Source organism: Pararoseomonas sp. SCSIO 73927, assembly GCF_037040815.1.
GTDB lineage: Bacteria > Pseudomonadota > Alphaproteobacteria > Acetobacterales > Acetobacteraceae > Roseomonas.
In genome coordinates this window covers 4,579,012-4,597,686 of record NZ_CP146232.1, presented here as the reverse complement: position 1 = coordinate 4,597,686, position 18,675 = coordinate 4,579,012, and the positions used below count along the sequence as shown (strand labels likewise).

The following is an 18,675-nucleotide window of genomic DNA, read 5'->3' as shown; positions in this document are numbered from 1 at the left end:
CATCGGCGCGGGGTCTGCTAGCCTGTCCCGGTGCAACTCGGGGCAGGGATGATGGCCGCAGCGACACCGCGCCGGGTGGACGGCCCGGCGCCTCTCCGCTAGGCCGAATGGCGTGCCCGCCTTCATCCTGTCACGCATCCTCCAGGCGATCCCGGTCATGCTGGCCGTGGCCCTCATCGCCTTCGCCCTCTTCGCCTTTGTGGGCGATCCCATCGCGACCATGCTCGGCCAGGAGTTCACCCCGGCCCAGCGGGACGCGCTGGTAGCCGCGCTCGGGCTGGACCAGCCCGTGCCCGTCCAGTTCCTGCGCTTCGTCGGCAACGCCCTTCAGGGGGAATTCGGCCTTTCCTACCGCCTCTCCCGCCCCGTCTCGGACCTGATCCTGGAGCGGGCGCCGGCCACGCTGGAACTGGCCCTTTGCGCCTCCGTCCTGGCGCTGTCGGTGGGAATGCCCATGGGGGTCTATACCGGGCTCTACCCGCGCTCCCCGCTTAGCCGCTTCTTCCTGACCTTCAGCCTCGTCGGCGTCTCGCTCCCCACCTTCCTCATCGGCAGCCTGCTGATCCTCGTCTTCGCGGTCTGGCTGGGCTGGCTGCCCTCCTTCGGGCGGGGGGACACGGTGCAGCTGGGCTGGTGGAGCACGGGCTTCCTCACCGCGTCCGGCTGGAAGGCGCTGGTGCTGCCCTCCATCACGCTGGGCCTGTTCCAGCTCACCCTCATCATGCGGCTGGTACGGTCCGAGATGCTGGAGGTGCTGCGGTCCGACTACGTGAAGTTCGCCCGCGCCCGCGGCATCCGGGAGCGTGCCATCAACTTCGGCCACGCGCTGCGGAACACGCTGGTGCCGGTGATCACCATCGTCGGCCTCCAGCTCGGCTCCATCATCGCCTTCTCCATCGTGACGGAAACGGTGTTCCAGTGGCCGGGCATGGGACTGCTCTTCATCCAGTCCGTCTCCTCGGCCGACATCCCGGTGATGGCGGCCTATCTCCTCCTCATCTCGGCGGTCTTCGTGACGATCAACCTGGTGGTGGACCTGCTCTACTACGCCGTGGACCCGCGCCTGCGCGCCGGGCGGGGGCACTGAGCCGTGGCGGCGATCCGTTCGTCCCTCGGGCGCTTCCTCGACAGCGACCTCTTCTGGTCCTTCCGGCGCACGCCCACGGCCGTTGTCTCGGCGGTGGTGGCCTTCGTCATCGTCGTGGGCGCGGCTTTCGCCCCCTGGCTGGCCCCGTACAACCCCTTCGACCTCGCCAGCCTCGACCTGATGGACGCCTTCAACCCGCCGGCCTTTGCGCCGGAAGGTTCGGTGGCGCACCCCCTCGGCACGGATGACCAGGGGCGGGACGTGCTCTCCGCCATCATGTACGGGGCGCGCGTCTCCCTCCTCGTCGGCGTCTCCGCCACGGCCTTCGCCCTCACGCTCGGTGTGCTCGTCGGCCTGCTCGCCGGCTACGCCGGCGGCGCGGTGGACGCGGTGCTGATGCGGATCGCGGATGTGCAGCTCACCTTTCCCAACATCCTCGTCGCGCTGCTGGTGGATGGCGTGGCCCGCGCCGCCCTTCCGCGGGAGCTGCACGACCAGATCGCCATCTACGTCGTCATCGTCGCCATCGGCATCTCGGACTGGCCGCGCTTCGCCCGCACCGTGCGCGGGTCGGCGCTGGTGGAGCGGAACAAGGAGTACGTCCTGGCCGCGCGCGTCATCGGCATCACCCCCGCGCGGATTATGCTCACCCACGTCCTGCCGAACGTGCTGGGGCCGCTGCTGGTGCTGGCCACGCTGAACCTCGGCCTCGCCATCGTGTCGGAGGCGACGCTCTCCTTCCTCGGCGTCGGCGTGCCGCCGACCCAGCCCAGCCTCGGCACCCTCATCCGGATCGGCAACGACTTCCTCTTCAGCGGGGAGTGGTGGATCACGGTGTTCCCCGGCGTGGCGCTGGTGGCGATGGTCCTCTCCGTGAACCTGCTGGGCGACTGGCTTCGCGACGCGCTGAACCCGAGACTGCGATGACTGAACCTCTCCTCCAGGTCCGGGACCTCGTCGTCGAGTTCCCCACCCGGCGCGGCACCCTGCGCGCGCTGGACAAGGTCTCCTTCGATATCGCGCCCGGCGAGGTGCTCGGCGTGGTGGGCGAGTCGGGCGCCGGCAAGTCCATGACGGGCGCCGCCATCATCGGGCTGCTGGAGCCGCCTGGCCGCGTCGCCGGCGGCTCGATCAGCCTGCGGGGCACGCGGATCGACAACCTGCCCGCGCGCGAGATGCGGAAGATCCGCGGCCGGCGGATCGGCGCCATCTTCCAGGACCCGCTGACGACGCTGAACCCGCTCTACACCGTCGGCCGCCAGCTGACGGAGACCATGCAGACCCACTTGGCGATCGACGCCGCGGAAGCGCGGCGCCGGGCCATTGGATGGCTGGAATCCGTCGGCATCCCCGCTGCGGCGGAACGGGTGGACGCTTACCCCCACCAGTTCTCCGGCGGCATGCGTCAGCGCGTGGTGATCGCCCTCGCGCTCTGCGCGGAGCCGGAGATGGTGGTGGCAGACGAGCCGACGACGGCGCTCGACGTGTCCATCCAGGCCCAGGTCATCGCCCTCCTCAAGCGCCTGACGCGGGAGAAGGGCACCTCCGTCATGCTCATCACCCACGACATGGGCGTGATCGCGGAGACGGCGGACCGCGTGGCCGTGATGTATGCCGGGCGCGTGGCGGAGATCGGCCCTGTCCGTTCCGTGGTGAAGGCCGCGTCCCACCCCTATTCCGCCGGCCTCATGGCCTCCATCCCGCCGCTCTCCCACAAGGTGGACCTGCTGCCCCAGATCGACGGCGCCATGCCGCGCCTGAACGCCATTCCCCAGGGCTGCGCCTACAACCCGCGCTGCCCGCACGTCTTCGACCGCTGCAAGGTCGAACGGCCGGAGCTGATCCCGGCGGCCGAGACCCGCGCGGCCTGCTGGCTCTTCGACAGCCACTCCCCCCGCGAGCGCGCCCATGTCTGAGACGCCGATCTTCGAGGCGCGCGAACTCAGCCGGCACTTCGACGTCTCCAAACCCGCGCTCCAGAGACTGATCGCGCGGGAGGGGAGGCGCACGCTGAAGGCGGTGGACGGCGTCTCCTTTGCCGTGCCGCGCGGCACCACCATGTCGCTGGTGGGGGAGAGCGGCTGCGGCAAGTCGACCGTCGCCCGTCTCGCCGTGGGCCTCTACGGCCCGAGCGGCGGGCAGGCCCTGTTCGAGGGGCAGGACCTTGCGGCGGCGCGGAAGTCCGTCGCCCAGCGCCGGCGCATGGGGATGATCTTCCAGGACCCCTATGCCAGCCTGAACCCGCGCTGGCGGGTGGCGGACATCATCGGCGAGCCCCTGCGCGCCTTCGGCCTCGCCACCGGCGCCGCGCTGCGCGAGAAGGTGGGCGGGCTGCTCCGGCAGGTCGGCCTCTCCCCCGCCGACGGCAACCGCTTCCCGCACGAGTTCTCCGGCGGCCAGCGCCAGCGCATCTCCATCGCCCGCGCCCTGTCCTCCAACCCCGAATTCCTCGTCTGCGACGAGCCCACCTCGGCGCTGGACGTCTCGGTGCAGGCGCAGATCCTGAACCTGATGAAGCGGCTGCAGCGCGACCTCCGGCTGACCTACCTCTTCATCTCCCACAACCTCGCCGTGGTTCGGCAGGTTAGCGACCGGGTGGGGGTGATGTATCTCGGCCGGATCGTGGAGGACGCGCCGGCCGAGACCCTCTTTACCGCCCCGCGCCACCCTTATACGCGCGCCCTGATGGAGGCGATCCCCGACCTCGACATGGCCGGGCGGGAGCGCCAGCCCGTTGGCGGCGAGGTGCCGAGCCCCATCTCCCCGCCCTCCGGCTGTACCTTCAACCCGCGCTGCCCCCTGGCGAATGACCGCTGCCGGTCGGAGCGCCCGGCCCTGCTCGCCGCCCGCGGCACGCCGGAGACGCTCGTGGCCTGCCACGCCGTGGAGGAGGGCCGGGACGGCTTCGCGGCGCGGGCCGCCTGATCAGCGCGAGGGAACGACCGGCACGACCGCCACGGCGCTGAAGGGCGAGCCCTCCACCAGCTTCGTGGACCAGGCGAGGTAGACGACCGCGTTCCGCGTCTCGTCGACAAAGCGATGGACGCGGGTTTCCTTGAAGAAGAAGCTCGTGGAGCTCTCGTGCACCACCTCGCCCCGCTCCCCGCGCGCGGCGCCGGGCTGGATCTCCACCGGGCCCGTGGCGGCACAGGAGAGCGCGAAGCGCGCCGGGTCCTCCGCCACCCCGACCATGCCGGAGATGCCGCCGGTGCGGGCCTGGCTGATATAGCAGGCCACGTTCCGCACCTCCGGGTCGTCGAAGCGCTCCACCACAATGCGATGGCTCCGCGTGAGGCCAAGGTTGGTCAGGGCGGTGTTCACGTAGCCGACCTGCGCGGTCTCGTCGGCCGCCGATACGGGGCCGGCGAGGGCGAGGGCGGCAAGCAGGGCGAGGGCGGTGCGGCGCATGGGTTCTTCTCCTGTCCCGGCCGGATAGCGCGCCGGCCGGGGCCGGGTTCCCCTCAGTCGCCGATCGCGACGCCTTCCCGCCGCGGATCCGCCCCGCCGTGCAGCCCTTCCGGCGTTACCCGGATGGCCTGCAGGCCGGAGACCATCGGCCGCACCTCCACCCGGTGCCCGCGCGCCTGCAGGTTGGGCGCCATCTCCGCCGCCGGGGTGCCCGCCTCCAGCTCCACCGCCCCGCCGATCGTCCCGATATGGGGCAGGGAAACCGCCTCCTGTGGCGGGAGGCCCCAGTCCAACATGCCGACCAGCGCCTGGGCGACGTAGCCGATGATGCGCGAGCCTCCGGGCGAGCCGACCACAGCGAAGAGCTTCCCTTCCCGGTCGAAGACGAGGCTGGGCGACATGGAGGAGCGCGGCCGCTTGCCGCCCCCCACCCGGTTGGCGATCGGCCGCCCTTCCAGGTCTGGGCGGAAGGAGAAGTCGGTCAGCTCGTTGTTCAGGATGAAGCCGCCCACCATCAGCCGCGCCCCGAAGGCGTCCTCCACCGTTGTGGTCATGGAGACCGCGTTGCCGGCAGCGTCCACGATCGAGAGGTGGCTCGTGCCGTTCTCCACCGCCTCCGGCATCGGGGCCTGGTGGGTCGCCTCACGCCAGCGCGGGTTCCCGGCGCGCGGCTCCGCGACGGCGCGGCCGGGCGCGACGAGCTGGGCGCGGAGGGTGAGGTAGGCCGGGTCCAGCATGCCCCGCACAGGGGCCGGCACGAAATCCGTGTCCGCCAGGTACTGCGCCCGGTCCGCGAAGGCGAGCCGCCCGGCCTCCGCCAGCAGGTGCGCCGCCTCCGTGCCGCGCGGATCGAGACGCGGCACGTCGAAATGCTCCAGCACGCCCAGGATCTGCCCCACCGTGACGCCGCCGGAGGAGGGCGGCGGAAAGCCGCAGACCCGGTAGGTGCGGTAGGGCAGGCAGACCGGCTCCCGCTCCTTCGCTGTGTAGGCAGCAAGGTCGTCCACCGTCATCAGCCCGCCCTCTCCATGGCCGCGCACCGCGGTCGCGATCGCAACGGCGGTCGGCCCGCGCAGCAGCGCCGCCGCGCCGTCCCTCGCGATCGCGCGGAAGGTCGCGGCCAGCTCCGGATTCCGCAGCCGCTCCCCGGCCGTCACCGGCCGGCCGCCGCCGCGCAGGAAGTACTCGCGGGCGGCCGGGTTCCGGGCCAGCCGCGCCGCGTCCTCCGCCACCGCCTCCGCCAGCCGGGCGGAGACCGGGAAGCCCTCCTCTGCCAGCCCGATGGCCCGCTGCCACAGGGACTCCCAGGGCAGCTTCCCGTGGCGCCGGTGCGCCATCTCCAACATCGACACCGTGCCCGGCACGCCCACGCTCCGGCCGGACAGAACGGCGTCGTAGAAGGGGAGGGGCGTCCCGTCCGGGCGCAGGAACAGGTCCGGCCGGGCAGCGGCGGGGGCGGTCTCCCGCCCGTCGAAGGCGGTCACCGCGCCCGCCCCGCCATCCCAGTGCAGCAGCAGCGCGCCGCCGCCGATCCCGCTGGACTGCGGTTCCACGAGTGTGAGCACCGCCTGGACCGCCACCGCCGCATCCACCGCGCCACCGCCGCGCCGCAGTACCTCCAGCCCCGCCTCCGCGGCCAGCGGGTGCGCCGCGGCCACCATCTGCCGCTTCGGAAGGGTCTGGGCGGCCGCGGGGAGGACGAGAAGGACGAGGAGGACGGCGATGAGGGGGCGCATGGCCGACTCCAGGGCTGGGCGGGCTATATCCGCCGGGATGGACCCGCAAGCCAAGCAGGAGGCCCGCCGCGCCGCCGAGCGTCGGGGCCTGGACGCCGAATCCCGCGCCGCCTCCGCCCTCGTCGAGCGCGGCTGGACGGTGCTGGCCCGCCGCGCGCGCACGTCGGCGGGAGAACTGGACTTGATTGTTGAGCGCGAGGGCCTTCTCGCCTTCGTGGAGGTGAAGGCGCGGCCCAGCCTGGCCGAGGCCGCCGCCGCCGTCTCACCCCGACAAAGGGCGAGGATCGTCGCTGCGGCCGAGGCGTGGCTGGCGACCAACCCAGGCCATGGCGCGGCGGGGATGCGTTTCGACGTGCTGCTCGTCGCGCCCGAGGGCGTGCGCCGCGTCGCGGACGCTTTCCGCCCCGGCGACTAGGCTCAGCGCGCCCCGAGGAGGCCGGCGCAGGAGGCCGGCAGCCGTGGCGGCGGACCGGGCGGACCAACCCGCGCCGGGCTGCGCGCGTCCGGCGTCAGCCACCAGTCCAGCCCCGCGTCGCACCCGTCCCCGGCTGGCACGGGGGGCTGGTCCCGGCATTCCGGGCTGCCGGGCGGGCAGCGCAGGCGGATGTGCATGTGGCTGTCATGCCCCCGCCAGGGCCGCACCAGCCGCAGCCAAGGCTCGCCCGCATGGGCGGCGCAGAGGCTGCGCTTGATGCCGTGGTTCACGAAGATCCGGTCCACCCCGGGTAGCTCCGCCGCCATGCGGATCAGCCGTGCATGGGCGGGGGTGAAGAGATGCGGGTCGGCCATCGACTGGTCGGCCAGGACGAGGGAGCGCTCCGGGATGTTCTCCCGCGCACGGGCCGGCACCAGCGGCTTCGGGGAGAGGTCCAGCCAGATGTCGGCATCCAGCCCGATCTGGTGGCTGGCATGTCCGAAGGGCATCGGCCCGCCCCGCGGCTGTCCGAGGTCGCCGATCCAGAGGTCGGGCAGACCCGCCGCCCGGGCCCGCCCCGCGAGCTGGCGCAGCGCCGCGATCAGCGAGGGATGCCCCCAGTTCCGGTTGCGGGAGAGCCGGACCACCTGCCAGCCCGGCCCCTCCGGCGGCAGCGCCTCCGCCCCCGCGATGCAGCCGAGGGAGGTGCCGCCGATGCTGCGGGCCGGGCCGGGCACGGGCCCATCCGCCGCCGCCCAGCGCGAGGCGGGCTGCGCGGCGGCCGTGCCGGACAGGAGGGCGAGAAGGCAGAGGAGGAGCGGGCGCGGCGGCATTCGCCATCCTGCGACGGCCGGGAACCCTAAGCCAGCCCCGCCGTCGGACCTCAGCCCTGGAAGCGGAAGGCTTCCGGCTGCGCCTCGGGGGTCGGCACGCTGGAGGAGGGCGCGGCGGGGGCCTGCTGCGGCGCGGCGGCCTCGCGGGCCTTGGCCTCCACCTCCCGCAGCAGCCGGGTCATGGCGCCGACGACCGCGGGCAGCTGGGTCAGCGGCACGACGAGCATCCCGGTGTTGGCGGGCTGCCCCTTGCCGTCCTGCACGGCCATGGTGAGGCGGGCCACGCCGTGGCGCACCGTCGCCTCGGTCACGCCGTCGGCGAAGAGGGTGGGGAGTTCGGGCATCTCGGTCCTACTGCTCGCGGAAGGCGCGGTGGAAGCTGTCGAGGAGGGGCTGGATCATGTAGCGCAGGAAGGAGCGCTCGCCGACCTGGATCTGCGCCTCCACCGGCATGCCGGCGCGCAGCTCCACGTTCTCCAGCCGGGCCAGCTGGTCCTCGTCGATGGTGACGCGGGCGCGGTAGTACTCCTGGCCGGTCCGCTCCTCGATCGTCACGTCGCCCGCCACCATGGTGACGGAGCCGTTCAGGAAGGGCACCAGCCGCTGCTTGAAGGCGGGCAGGCGGATCTCGGTGGTCAGGCCGGGATGGACCACGTCGATGTCGGTGGGCGCCACCCGCACCTCGGCGATCAGCCGGTCCCGGGCGGGAACCAGGTCCATCACCGGCTCGCCCGGGCGCACCACGGCGCCAGGGTTGAAGAAGCGGGCGTTCAGGACCGTGCCGTCCTCCGGCGCCAGGATCTCGCGCCGGGCTGAGACGTCCTGGGCCGCGCGGAGCTTCTCCTCCACCTCGTTCAGCTTGCCGCGCACGTCGCGCGCCTCGGTCGTGGTCTCCTGCATGCGCTGGTTCAGCGCCTGCCGGATCTGTGCCTGGGCCTCGGAGACCTGGGCCGCGGCCCGGTCCATCTGGGCGCGCAGATCGGCGATGGTGCCGTCGGCGGCGGCGAGCTGGCGTTGCAGGGCGAGCAGGCGCGGGAAGCGCTCCAGCCCCTGGCGCACCAGGCCCTGCACGTCGTTCTCCTCGCGCTGCAGCAGTTCCCGCTGGCGGCGCTGGCTGGCGATCTGCGCCTCGGCGGAGGCGCTGGCGGACTGGAACTGCAGGATCCGCTGCTCCAGCACCTGCAGCTGGCTGCGCAGGCTGGCCTGGCGGGAGGCGAAGAGGATGCGCTGGCCCGCCATGGCCTCCCGCGCCCGGGGCTCGTCGGAGCCGAGCAGCTCCGCCGGGAAGGCCACGTCGGTCGCGCCGGCGATCTCGGCGGCGACGCGGCTGTCCTGCGCCTGCAGCGCCCAGCGCTGGGCCTGGAGCGAGTCCTGCCCCGCCGTGGCCTGCACGTCGTCCAGCCGCAGCAGGGCCTGCCCCGCCCGGACGGTCTGGCCGTCATGGACGAGGATCTCGCGCACGATCCCGCCCTCCAGGTGGGCGATGGTGCGGCGGTTGCCCTCGGCCTTGATCAGCCCGGGCGCGATCGCGGCCTCGCTGAGCGGCACGAGAACGGAGAAGGCGGCGAAGCCGCCGACGAAAAGTGAGAGCGCCGCGAAGCCGAGCAGCAGCGGCCCCGCGGTGCGCGGCCTCGGCATGTCCAGCACGAGGGTGTGGCGGGAGGAGGTGGCGGCCGGCATGGATGCCGGCTCCCGGCCGGCGGGCAGGCCCGCGGGCGCGGTGGTCGCGATGCTCATGCGGCGACTCCGGGGGTTCCAGGGTTTTGGCCGGGCGGGCCGTCAGGCGCGGGAACGGCCGGCGCCGTCGGACCAGCGGGCAGGCGCTCGGGGGCGGGCGCCTTGGGCGCGGCGACGGCGCGGGCGGAGAGGCGGTTCAGCACCTCGGCGCGCGGCCCGAAGAGCTCGGCCGCGCCGTCCCGCATTACCAGCACCTTGTCCACGCCGCGGATGAGGGAGGGGCGGTGGCTGACGAGCACAACGGTGGCGCCGATCGCCTTCAGCCCTGCCAGCCCCTCCAGCAGCCGCGCCTCCGCGTCGCCGTCCAGGCTGGAATCCGGCTCGTCCAGGATGACCAGCCGGGGGTCGCCGTAGAGGGCGCGGGCAAGGCCGACCATCTGCCGCTGCCCGCCGGAGAGCGTGCCCTCGGCCACCTCGGTCTCGTACCCGCTCGGCAGGCGCAGGATCGCCTCGTGGCAGCCCGCCAGCCCGGCGGCGCGGTACACGGCGTCCGGCTCCGCGTCCGGCAGGAGGCGGGCGATGTTGCGGAACACCGTGCCCTCGAACAGCTCCACGTCCTGCGGCAGGTAGCCGATGTGCCGCCCCAGATCCTCGCGCGGCCAAGTCGAGAGGTCGGCGCCGTCCAGCCGAGCCGCGCCGCTCACCGGCGCCAGCGTTCCCACCAGCAGCCGCAGCAGCGTGGTCTTGCCCGAGCCCGAGGGGCCGATGATGCCGAGGCTCTCGCCCGGCTCGAGCGCGAAGGTCACGCCCTTGATCACCGCCGTGTTCTGGCCGGGCGGGGCCCAGGTCAGGCGCTCGGCGGTCAGCTGGCCCCGGGGGGCGGGCAGGGGCTCCGCCTCCGGCCGCAGCCGCGGCATGGCGAGGAAGGCGCGCAGCCGGCGATAGGCCTGGCGCGCCTGCACCAGCCCCTTCCAGCCGCCAATCAGCTGCTCCACCGGCGCCAGGGCGCGCCCCATGATGATGGAGCCGGCGATGGCCGCGCCCGAGGTCAGCTGCTGGTTCAGGGTGAGATAGGCGCCCACCCCCAGCACGGCGATCTGGACGGCGAGGCGCACGAACTTCGTCACGCCGGAGAGGAAGGCGGAGCGGTCCGTCGCCTTCTGCTGCAGGGGCAGCGCCTCCGACACCCCGCCCTGCCACAGGCGGAGCAGGGCCGGCAGCATGCCCATCGCGTCCGCCGCCTCCGCGTTGCGGGAGATGGCGTCGGCCCGCTTCTGGGAGGCCATGGCGGCCGTGTTGGCCTTGCGCAGCGGGGCGGCGGTGGAGAGCTCCGTCGCCAGCGCTAGGCCGAAGAGGATCACCGCGCCGATCGTGGCGATGAGGCAGAGCACGGGGTGGAGGAGGTAGATGACGAAGAGGTAAATCGGCACCCAGGGCACGTCGTAGACGGCCAGTGCCCCCGGCCCGGAGAGCCAAGCGCGGCAGGTGCCGAGGTCGCGCAGCACCTCCATCCGGTAGGGGCGGTTCCGCAGCGTCGCCTCCAGGGCGCGGGCGAAGCCCTCCGGCGCCGTGCGCGCCTCCAGCCAGAGCGCCAGGCGCTGCATGGTCATGGACCGCACGCCCTCCAGCAGGGCCATGAGGCCGATCGCGGCCACCGCGACCACCGTGAGCCAGAGCAGCGTATCCAGGCTGCGGGTGGCCAGGACCCGGTCGAAGACCTGCATCATGTAGAGGGAGACGGTGAGTTGCAGCAGGTTCACGACGAGGCTGAACACCCCTACCGCCCCGAACTGGGACCGGCAGGCGGACAGGGCCCGGGTCAGCGCATCAGGCCTCGGCGGCTGCAGCATGCAATTCTCCTCCCGGCAGCAGGTCGGACCACGATGGGGCCGGGCACCCATTTCGCGGAGCGGGTTAGCACGTGATCTCCGAACTTAAATCACAATTCCGTTTCAACTTTATGGTGCAAAGATTTCAACTTTGCGCGCGTCCTGTGAAGGTGCCCGCAGGGCGAGATAGGCCACCCGCTTCGCCTCGATCCGCCCGCGCGTCACCGTGTCCAGGATGAGGCCGCAGGCGCCAGAGAGGAAGGACAGCATCATGAGCATCGATGCTGCCACGAAGGTCGGCAGCCGGGGGACCAGCCCGGTCTCCAGATACGTCCTGGCCACCGGGGCAAACAGCCCGGCCGAGGCCAGGGCGAGGACCAGCGCCATGATCCCGAAGAACAGGAGGGGCCTCTCCCGCTGCACCAGGGCGAGGATGGTCCGTAGGATCCGGAACCCGTCCCGGTAGGTCCTCAGCTTGGATTCCGAGCCGGCTGGCCGCTCGCTGTAGGCAGTTCGGACCTCGCCCACGGGCAGGCGGAGCTCGAGCGCGTGGACGGTGAACTCGGTCTCCGTCTCAAAGCCGTGCGCCAGGGCAGGAAAAGACTTCACGAACCGTCGGGAGAAGCAGCGATAGCCGGAGAGCATGTCTGTCACGCCCCCGCCGAAGACCTGCCGCACCACCCCCGTCAGCACGCGGTTTCCCAGGCGGTGGCCGGGCCGGTAGGCGGCGCGGGCATCCGTGACGCGCACCCCCGTCACCATGTCCAGCCGGTCCTCGAACAGGGCGCGGACCATGGCCGGGGCGTCCGCGGGGTCGTAGGTGCCGTCCCCGTCCACCAGCAGGTAGGCCTCCGCCTCCAGGTCCGCGAACATGCGCCGGACCACGTGGCCCTTGCCCTGCCGGGTCTCGGTCCGGACCACGGCGCCGGTTGCCGCCGCCGCCTCACGCGTGCCGTCCGACGAGTTGTTGTCGTAGACGTAGATGGTCGCGTGCGGCAGCGCGGCGCGGAAGCCGGCCACCACGGCGCCGATCGCCACTGCCTCGTTGTGGCAGGGGATCAGCACGGCCACCGTTCCCGGCGCGGCTTCGCTCATTGGCTCTGTCCTCGAAACACGAAGCGGCGGGAAAGGAGGAAATTTCCCCCCATGCCCGCGAGGGAGCCCGCCGCCACGGCCAGAACCGGATGGGCCGCCGCCACGGGTAGGTTGGCGACGAGCAGGGCGTAGGTGCCGTAATTCACCGCGAACCCCACAAGGTTCACCGCCAGGAACAGCGCCCATTGCCGGCCGAGCGCGGCCCGCCCTGTCACCCGGCCTGCCTCCCGGAATGTCCAGGCCCGGTTCAGCGCCCAGTTTCCGCTCGCGGCCGCCACGTAGGAGAGGGCGCGCCCAGCATAGAGGCCAAGACCGGCCCCCAGCGCCGCGTAGAGCACGGCCGTGTCCACCAGGAAGCCGATCGTGCCGACGACGCCGAAACGGAGGAACTGCGCGGCCAGGTCGCGGCGCGGCGGCGGTAGGAACCGGTCCCAGGGAAGGGCAGGGGGCATCGGCGCCCCTTAGCCGCTGCCCGCCCCCGCGTGAAGGCCGACCGGAGCGCCAGGGCTTGCGCGCGCCGCCGGGCTGCGCTTGCCTGCGCCCGACCCCTCGCGCCAAGGACAGAGAGCCGAATGCCCACGGATCGTCGACGCTTCCTCGCCGGCGGCGCCGGCCTCGCCCTCTCGGGCGGCGGCACCGCCGGGCTGGTCACCGGCGGCCTCGCCCGCCCGGCCCTGGCCCAACCGGCGGGCAGCCGGGTGCTGAAGTTCATCCCGCAGTCGGACGTGGCGGTGACGGACCCCATCATCACCACCGCCTATGTCAGCCGCCACCACGGCTACATGCTGTGGGACACGCTCTACGGCTTCGACGAGGACTTCGCCCCGCAGCCCCAGATGGCCGCCGGCCACAAGGTGGAGGAGGACGGGAAGCGCGTCACCATCACCCTGCGCCCGGGCATGAAGTGGCACGACGGCGGCGCCGTGACGGCGAAGGACTGCGTGGCCTCGATCCGCCGCTGGGCCGCGCGGGATTCACTGGGCCAGGTGCTGATGGCGCGCACGGACGCGCTGGAGGCGCCGGACGACCTGAACATCGTCTTCCGGCTGAAGCAGCCCTTCCCGATGCTCTTCTCCGCGCTGGGGAAGCCGAGCACCCCGGTCTGCTTCATGATGCCGGAGCGGATCGCGCGGACCGACCCCGCGACCCCGATCCGGGAGCTGATCGGCAGCGGCCCCTTCCGCTGGAAGGCCGATGAGCGGGTTCCCGGCTCGCGCATCGTGTACGAGCGCTTCGCCGACTACGTGCCGCGCGCGGACGGCAACGTGAGCTGGACCGCGGGGCCGAAGCGCGTGAACCTGGACCGGGTGGAGTGGCACGTCATCCCCGACGCCTCCACCGCCTCCAACGCCTTGATCAACGGCGAGATGGACTGGTGGGAGCAGCCCACCGCCGACCTGCAGCCGGTGCTGCGCCGCAACCGGAACGTGGTGATGGAGATTCCCGACCCGACGGGGCTCTGCGCCGTCGCCCGGTTCAACTTCCTCCACCCGCCGTTCAACAACCCGGCCATCCGCCGCGCCCTCCTCGGCGGCGTGGTGCAGGGCGACTTCATGACGGCGGTGATCGGCACCGACCGCTCGCTCTGGAAGGACGGGAACGGCTACTTCCCGCCGGGCACCCCGCTGGCGAACGAGGTGGGGATGGAGGCGCTGACCAGCCCGCGCGACTACGAGAAGGTGAAGCGCGACCTCGCCGCCGCCGGCTACAAGGGCGAGAAGGTGGTGCTGCTGGCCGCCTCCGACTTTCCGTCCCTCAACGCGCTGGCGCAGGTCGGCAACGACATGCTGACGAAGTGCGGGATGAACGTGGAGTTCGTCTCGACCGACTGGGGCAGCGTGGTGCAGCGCCGCGCGAGCAAGGAGGCCGCGGACAAGGGCGGCTGGAGCATGTTCTTCACCTTCTGGGCGGGGCTGGACATGATCAACCCCGGCGTCAGCCAGTCGCTCCGCGGCAATGGCCAGTCCGCCTGGTTCGGCTGGCCGACCATGCCGCGACTGGAGGAGCTGCGAACCTCCTGGTTCGACGCGCCGGACCTGGACGGCCAGAAGAAGGTGGCCGAGGAGATCCAGAAGGTCGCCTTCGAGGAGGTGCCCTACCTCCCGCTCGGCCAGTATTTCCAGGCCACGGCCTATCGCCGCAACGTCTCGGCGGTGCCGAAGGGGTTCCCGATGTTCTGGAGCGTGCAGAAGACGGCCTGAACCGTCGCCGCCGGGCTTGCCCCGGCGGCCCCCATCCTGCTCACATGTCCGTAAGGACATGGAGCGGGATGGGATGATCGGGCGTCGTCACCTTCTGGGGGCTGCCGGTGCGGCCGCCAGCTTCGCGGGCAGCCGGCCCGCTCTCGCTCAGCCAGCCGGCCGGCGCGTGCTGAAGATGGTTCCCCAGGCCAACCTGACGAGCCTGGACCCGATCTGGACCACCGCAAACATCACCCGCAACCACGGGTACATGGTCTACGACAACCTCTACGGCATGGATTCGAGCTTCCGGCCGCAGCCGCAGCTCGCCGAAGGCCATGTGTTGGAGGATGACGGCAAGCGGGTCACCATCACCCTGCGCCAGGGGCCGCGCTTCCACGACGGCGAGCCGGTGCGCGCCGCGGATTGCGTGGCGAGCCTGAACCGCTGGATGAAGCGCTCCCCGGTCGCGCAGAAGCTGGCGGAGTTCGTGGACGAGCTCTCGGCGCCCGACGACCGGCGGATCGTGCTCCGCCTCAACAGGCCCTTTCCCTTCCTCTTCTCCGCGCTCGCCCAGGTCAGCAACAGCCCGGCTTTCATCATGCCGGAGCGGGTGGCGCGCACCGACCCCTTCCAGCAGATCCGCGAGACGATCGGCAGCGGCCCCTTCCGCTTCAAGCGGGACGAGTTCAACTCGGGCAGCCTCGTCGTCTATGAGCGGAACCCCGACTACAGCCCAACCCCGGCCGGCGCGCCGAGCCTGACCGCCGGCCCCAAGACGGTGCACTTCGACCGGGTGGAGTGGCAGATCATCACCGACGCCTCCACCGCCGCCGCCGCGCTGCAGGCCGGGGAGATCGACTGGTTCGAGCAGCCGCCGCCCGAGATCCAGCAGCTCCTGCGGCGCAACCGCGCCATCTCGATCGAGCCGGTGGACCCGCTGCCGTTGCTGGGCATCCTCCGGTTCAACCACCTCTTCGAGCCGTTCAGGGACAAGAGGATGCGGCAGTCCATCCTGCCGGCGGTGGACCAGGCCGACTTCATGCAGGCGATCGTCGGCACCGATCCCGGGCTATGGGAGCGCAGCGGCGTCTTCACCCCGGGCACGCCGCTGGCGAGCGACCTGGGCATGGAGCCGCTCTACGGGGCCCGAAGCGTGGACCGGGCCAAGGCGCTGATGAAGGAGGCGGGCTACACCAACCAGCCGATCCGGCTCGTCGGCCCGACCGACATCCTCGCCCCCTCCGCCATGACGCAGGTGGGCGCCGACCTCCTGCGCCGTCTCGGCTACAACGCCGATATCGTGCTGACGGATTGGGGCACGACCGTGCAGCGCCGCACGAGCAAGGAGCCGCTCGACCGGGGAGGGTGGAGCATGACCTTCACCTCCTTCTCCTCCTTCGACTTCGTCGACCCCTCCGCCCACTTCCCGCTCCGCGGCAACGGCGCGAACGCCTGGCCGGGCTGGCCGGACATCCCCGAGCTGGAGCGGCTGCGGAACGAGTGGTTCGTGGAGCCGAATCCGGAGGAGGCGAAGCGCATCGCCGGGCAGATGCAGCGCGTGGCGATGGATGAGGTGCCCTACGTTCCCGTGGGCGCCTACAAGTCGCTCACCAGCATCCGCCGCGACCTGCGGGACCGCGTGCCGGGCTTCGCGATCTTCTGGAACCTGAAGCGCGGCTGAGGGAACGGCTGGCACGGGGCGTGCAAGACCGCCCTTTGAAACCCGGCCGCGATGGCCGGGTCCTAGTGGCGGGGCCGCCTCTTTTCCGGCAGGCTCCTCAACGGGGATGCAACAGGCACGGCGAAGGCCGGCCGTTTGGGGGCTTTTCGATGGACCGTCGTTCGTTGCTGAAGTCCGGAGGCGGCGTCGCCGCCGGCCTCGCTTCCCTGGCGCTCCCGGCCGGGCTCTCTGCCCCCGCCCTGTCCCAGGGGGCCGCCGCGCGCACGCTGCGCTTCGTGCCCCAGGCCAACCTGGCGAATTTCGACCCGATCTGGGGCACGCAGTACGTCGTCCGCAACGCCGCCGCGATGGTCTGGGACACGCTCTACGGCCTGGACGACAAGCTGCAGCCGCAGCGCCAGATGGTGGAGAGCGAGGAGGTCTCCGCCGATGGCCTGACCTGGACCTTCAAGCTCCGTTCCGGCCTGAAGTTCCACGACGGCACGCCAGTCCTCTCGAAGGACGTGGTCGCCAGCCTCGCGCGCTGGTCCGCGCGCGACCCGATGGGCCAGATGATCAAGGCCCTGCAGAACGAGTTGGCGGCAGTGGACGACGCGACCTTCCGCTGGTCTCTGCGGGCGCCCTACCCAAAGATGCTCTACGCGCTGGGCAAGGTGAACAGCCCCTGCTCCTTCATCATGCCCGAGCGGATCGCCAGAACCGATCCCTTCACCCAGATCACGGAGTTCGTCGGCTCCGGCCCCTACCGCTTCGTCCGCAACGAGTGGGTGCCGGGCGCCAAGGCGGTGTTCGAGCGCTTCGCGGACTACCAGCCCCGCCCCGAGCCCGCCTCCTGGACCGCCGGCGGCAAGCGCGTGATGGTGGACCGTGTGGAGTGGGTCGTGATGCCCGACGCCGCGACGGCCGCGGCGGCCCTGCAGAACGGCGAGGTGGACTGGTGGGAGCAGCCCATCAGCGACCTGATGCCGCTGCTGAAGCGCAACCGGAACATCCAGTCCGACATCGGCGACCCCTTCGGCAACATCGGCACCCTGCGGATGAACCACCTGCTGCCGCCCTTCAACGACGTGCGCGCCCGCCGCGCCGTGCTGATGGCGGTGGACCAGGCCGACGTGATGCGCGCCGTGGCCGGCGACGACGAGGCGCTGTGGAAGCGCCTGCCGAGCTTCTTCACGCCCGGCACGCCGATCTACCCGGAGGAGGGCGGCGACATCATGAAGGGCCCGCGGCAGATCGACGCCGCGAAGCGCCTCCTGGCCGAGAGCGGCTACAGGGGCGAGCCGGTGGTGATGCTCGTCGCGCAGGACCAGCCCATCACCAAGGGGCAGGGCGACGTGACGAGCGAGCAGCTCCGCAAGATCGGCTTCAACATCGACTACGTCGCGACGGACTGGGGCACGGTGGGCAGCCGCCGCGCCGTGAAGAGCCCGACGAACCAGGGCGGCTGGAACATCTTCTTCTCCTGGCACGCGGGCGTGGATTGCATCAACCCGGCCGCCTACACGGCCATCCGCACCAATGGCGAGGGCGCCTGGTTCGGCTGGCCGAAGAGCGACGCGGTGGAGGCCCGGCGCGACGCCTGGTTCGCCGCCACCTCCGTGGAGCAGGAGAGGGCCGCCATGGCGGAGCTGAACAAGGCCGCCTTCAACGACGTGGTCTTCTGCCCGACCGGCTTCTTCTCCTCCTACACGGCCTGGCGTCGCAACGTCTCGGGCGTGGTGAAGGGTCCGCTCCCCTTCTTCTGGGGCGTGAGCAAGAGCTAAGGGGTAGCAATGTTCGCTTATGTGCTCCGCCGGGTCGTCGCCACCATCCCCGTGATGACGATCGTGGCGCTGTTCGTCTTCAGCCTCCTCTACATCTCGCCCGGCGACCCGGCGGCGGTGATCGCCGGCGACCAGGCCACGCCCGCGGACGTGGAGCGCATCCGGGCCAGCCTTGGCCTGGACCGCCCCTACCTCGTCCGCTTCGGCGAATGGGCCTGGAACATCATCCGGGGCGACCTCGGAACCTCGATCTTCACCAACCTGCCGGTCAGCACCATGATCGCGCAGCGGATCGAGCCCACCCTCTCGCTCATGATCATCACCCTCATCCTCGCGGTCGGGATCGCCGTGCCGATGGGCGTGGTGGCGGCGTGGAAGCAGGGCACGCTGATCGACCGCGCGGTGATGGGCTTCGCGGTGCTCGGCTTCTCCGTGCCCGTCTTCGTGGTGGGCTACCTTCTCGCCTACATCTTCGCGCTGGAGCTGGATTGGCTGCCGGTGCAGGGCTACACGCCGTTTGCCCGGGGGGTCTGGCCCTGGCTCCAGAACCTCATCCTGCCGGCCATCGCCCTCGGCGGCGTCTACATCGCCCTCATCGCCCGCATCACCCGCGCGACGATGCTGGAGGTGCTGCAGCAGGACTACATCCGCACCGCCCGCGCCAAGGGGGTGGGCCAGAGAGGGATCCTCTTCCTCCACGCCCTCAAGAACGCGGCCGTGCCCATCGTCACCGTGGTCGGCATCGGCGTCGCGCTGCTGATCGGCGGCGCGGTGGTGACGGAGAGCGTCTTCGCCATCCCCGGCCTGGGTCGCCTCACGGTGGATGCCATCCTCCGGCGCGACTACCCGGTGATCCAGGGCGTGATCCTGCTCTTCTCCTTCACCTACGTCCTGGTGAACCTGCTGATCGACCTCCTGTACACCCTCTTCGACCCGAGGATCCGGTATTGAGCACGACCACGCTTCAA

17 protein-coding genes are annotated in these 18,675 nt (G+C 71.7%); 9 read left to right on the top strand and 8 right to left on the bottom strand.

The window, feature by feature from the left end:
* Positions 1 to 112 precede the first annotated feature (112 nt).
* From VQH23_RS21775 to VQH23_RS21760, 4 genes are read left to right on the top strand one after another with little or no spacing between them, the layout of a single operon-like run.
* Complete coding sequence (locus tag VQH23_RS21775) at positions 113 to 1,087, top strand: ABC transporter permease (protein ID WP_338662764.1); 975 nt, start codon at positions 113 to 115, stop codon at positions 1,085 to 1,087.
* Between the two features lie 3 nt (positions 1,088 to 1,090).
* Positions 1,091 to 2,014 carry an ABC transporter permease gene (locus VQH23_RS21770; protein WP_338662763.1) on the top strand — a complete coding sequence of 308 codons (924 nt, stop codon included), beginning with the start codon at positions 1,091 to 1,093 and terminating at the stop codon, positions 2,012 to 2,014.
* The gene (locus VQH23_RS21765; protein WP_338662762.1) at positions 2,011 to 3,003 is read left to right on the top strand and encodes an ABC transporter ATP-binding protein; all 993 of its coding nucleotides are present in this window, start codon (positions 2,011 to 2,013) and stop codon (positions 3,001 to 3,003) included. Before VQH23_RS21770 ends, VQH23_RS21765 begins: the two co-directional genes overlap by 4 nt.
* Positions 2,996 to 4,012, top strand: a complete 1,017-nt coding sequence (locus tag VQH23_RS21760; protein ID WP_338662761.1) for an oligopeptide/dipeptide ABC transporter ATP-binding protein — start codon at positions 2,996 to 2,998, stop codon at positions 4,010 to 4,012. Before VQH23_RS21765 ends, VQH23_RS21760 begins: the two co-directional genes overlap by 8 nt.
* On the opposite strand, the gene VQH23_RS21755 is transcribed toward VQH23_RS21760, so the two are convergent.
* Together VQH23_RS21755 and ggt are read right to left on the bottom strand one after the other, a co-directional pair.
* Positions 4,013 to 4,495, bottom strand: a complete 483-nt coding sequence (locus VQH23_RS21755; protein ID WP_338662760.1) for a CreA family protein — start codon at positions 4,493 to 4,495, stop codon at positions 4,013 to 4,015.
* A gap of 53 nt (positions 4,496 to 4,548) precedes the next feature.
* Entirely contained in the window at positions 4,549 to 6,231 is a 1,683-nt protein-coding gene (gene ggt / locus VQH23_RS21750; protein WP_338662759.1) for a gamma-glutamyltransferase, read from the bottom strand.
* Between the two features lie 37 nt (positions 6,232 to 6,268).
* On the opposite strand from ggt, the gene VQH23_RS21745 reads away from it, so the two are divergent.
* Positions 6,269 to 6,646 carry a YraN family protein gene (locus VQH23_RS21745; protein ID WP_338662758.1) on the top strand — a complete coding sequence of 126 codons (378 nt, stop codon included), beginning with the start codon at positions 6,269 to 6,271 and terminating at the stop codon, positions 6,644 to 6,646.
* Between the two features lie 2 nt (positions 6,647 to 6,648).
* Here VQH23_RS21745 and mepA read toward each other — a convergent pair whose 3' ends face one another.
* From mepA to VQH23_RS21715, 6 genes are all read right to left on the bottom strand, one after another.
* The gene (gene mepA / locus VQH23_RS21740) at positions 6,649 to 7,479 is read right to left on the bottom strand and encodes a penicillin-insensitive murein endopeptidase (RefSeq protein ID WP_338662757.1); all 831 of its coding nucleotides are present in this window, start codon (positions 7,477 to 7,479) and stop codon (positions 6,649 to 6,651) included.
* A 50-nt stretch (positions 7,480 to 7,529) separates the two neighbouring features.
* Entirely contained in the window at positions 7,530 to 7,823 is a 294-nt protein-coding gene (locus VQH23_RS21735; protein WP_338662756.1) for a hypothetical protein, read from the bottom strand.
* A gap of 7 nt (positions 7,824 to 7,830) precedes the next feature.
* On the bottom strand, positions 7,831 to 9,216 hold the full coding sequence (locus VQH23_RS21730; protein ID WP_338662755.1) for an HlyD family type I secretion periplasmic adaptor subunit: 1,386 nt from the start codon (positions 9,214 to 9,216) through the stop codon (positions 7,831 to 7,833).
* Entirely contained in the window at positions 9,213 to 11,006 is a 1,794-nt protein-coding gene (locus VQH23_RS21725; protein ID WP_338662754.1) for a type I secretion system permease/ATPase, read from the bottom strand. Before VQH23_RS21725 ends, VQH23_RS21730 begins: the two co-directional genes overlap by 4 nt.
* A gap of 108 nt (positions 11,007 to 11,114) precedes the next feature.
* Entirely contained in the window at positions 11,115 to 12,080 is a 966-nt protein-coding gene (locus VQH23_RS21720; RefSeq protein WP_338662753.1) for a glycosyltransferase, read from the bottom strand.
* A complete protein-coding gene (locus VQH23_RS21715) occupies positions 12,077 to 12,532 on the bottom strand; it encodes a GtrA family protein (protein WP_338662752.1) in 456 nt (151 codons plus the stop codon). The genes VQH23_RS21720 and VQH23_RS21715 overlap by 4 nt, the downstream gene beginning before the upstream one ends.
* Before the next feature lie 120 nt (positions 12,533 to 12,652).
* On the opposite strand from VQH23_RS21715, the gene VQH23_RS21710 reads away from it, so the two are divergent.
* From VQH23_RS21710 to VQH23_RS21695, 4 genes are all read left to right on the top strand, one after another.
* Positions 12,653 to 14,281, top strand: a complete 1,629-nt coding sequence (locus tag VQH23_RS21710) for an ABC transporter substrate-binding protein (protein ID WP_338662751.1) — start codon at positions 12,653 to 12,655, stop codon at positions 14,279 to 14,281.
* Positions 14,282 to 14,354: 73 nt separating this feature from the next.
* The gene (locus VQH23_RS21705; protein ID WP_338662750.1) at positions 14,355 to 15,944 is read left to right on the top strand and encodes an ABC transporter substrate-binding protein; all 1,590 of its coding nucleotides are present in this window, start codon (positions 14,355 to 14,357) and stop codon (positions 15,942 to 15,944) included.
* A gap of 149 nt (positions 15,945 to 16,093) precedes the next feature.
* Positions 16,094 to 17,707: an ABC transporter substrate-binding protein gene (locus VQH23_RS21700; RefSeq protein ID WP_338662749.1), complete on the top strand. Its 1,614-nt coding sequence runs from the start codon at positions 16,094 to 16,096 to the stop codon at positions 17,705 to 17,707.
* A gap of 9 nt (positions 17,708 to 17,716) precedes the next feature.
* Entirely contained in the window at positions 17,717 to 18,658 is a 942-nt protein-coding gene (locus VQH23_RS21695) for an ABC transporter permease (protein WP_338662748.1), read from the top strand.
* Positions 18,659 to 18,675: the final 17 nt, after the last annotated feature.

What these genes read in the sequence shown, in the direction of transcription:
- VQH23_RS21755 (WP_338662760.1), bottom strand. Translation starts at nt 4,495, where the DNA reads ATGCGCCGCACCGCCCTCGCCCTGCTTGCCGCCCTCGCCCTCGCCGGC.
- VQH23_RS21710 (WP_338662751.1), top strand. Translation starts at nt 12,653, where the DNA reads ATGCCCACGGATCGTCGACGCTTCCTCGCCGGCGGCGCCGGCCTCGCC.
- VQH23_RS21730 (WP_338662755.1), bottom strand. Translation starts at nt 9,216, where the DNA reads ATGAGCATCGCGACCACCGCGCCCGCGGGCCTGCCCGCCGGCCGGGAG.
- VQH23_RS21735 (WP_338662756.1), bottom strand. Translation starts at nt 7,823, where the DNA reads ATGCCCGAACTCCCCACCCTCTTCGCCGACGGCGTGACCGAGGCGACG.
- ggt (WP_338662759.1), bottom strand. Translation starts at nt 6,231, where the DNA reads ATGCGCCCCCTCATCGCCGTCCTCCTCGTCCTTCTCGTCCTCCCCGCG.
- VQH23_RS21760 (WP_338662761.1), top strand. Translation starts at nt 2,996, where the DNA reads ATGTCTGAGACGCCGATCTTCGAGGCGCGCGAACTCAGCCGGCACTTC.
- VQH23_RS21700 (WP_338662749.1), top strand. Translation starts at nt 16,094, where the DNA reads ATGGACCGTCGTTCGTTGCTGAAGTCCGGAGGCGGCGTCGCCGCCGGC.
- VQH23_RS21705 (WP_338662750.1), top strand. Translation starts at nt 14,355, where the DNA reads ATGATCGGGCGTCGTCACCTTCTGGGGGCTGCCGGTGCGGCCGCCAGC.
- VQH23_RS21720 (WP_338662753.1), bottom strand. Translation starts at nt 12,080, where the DNA reads ATGAGCGAAGCCGCGCCGGGAACGGTGGCCGTGCTGATCCCCTGCCAC.
- mepA (WP_338662757.1), bottom strand. Translation starts at nt 7,479, where the DNA reads ATGCCGCCGCGCCCGCTCCTCCTCTGCCTTCTCGCCCTCCTGTCCGGC.
- VQH23_RS21725 (WP_338662754.1), bottom strand. Translation starts at nt 11,006, where the DNA reads ATGCTGCAGCCGCCGAGGCCTGATGCGCTGACCCGGGCCCTGTCCGCC.
- VQH23_RS21715 (WP_338662752.1), bottom strand. Translation starts at nt 12,532, where the DNA reads ATGCCCCCTGCCCTTCCCTGGGACCGGTTCCTACCGCCGCCGCGCCGC.
- VQH23_RS21765 (WP_338662762.1), top strand. Translation starts at nt 2,011, where the DNA reads ATGACTGAACCTCTCCTCCAGGTCCGGGACCTCGTCGTCGAGTTCCCC.
- VQH23_RS21695 (WP_338662748.1), top strand. Translation starts at nt 17,717, where the DNA reads ATGTTCGCTTATGTGCTCCGCCGGGTCGTCGCCACCATCCCCGTGATG.
- VQH23_RS21745 (WP_338662758.1), top strand. Translation starts at nt 6,269, where the DNA reads ATGGACCCGCAAGCCAAGCAGGAGGCCCGCCGCGCCGCCGAGCGTCGG.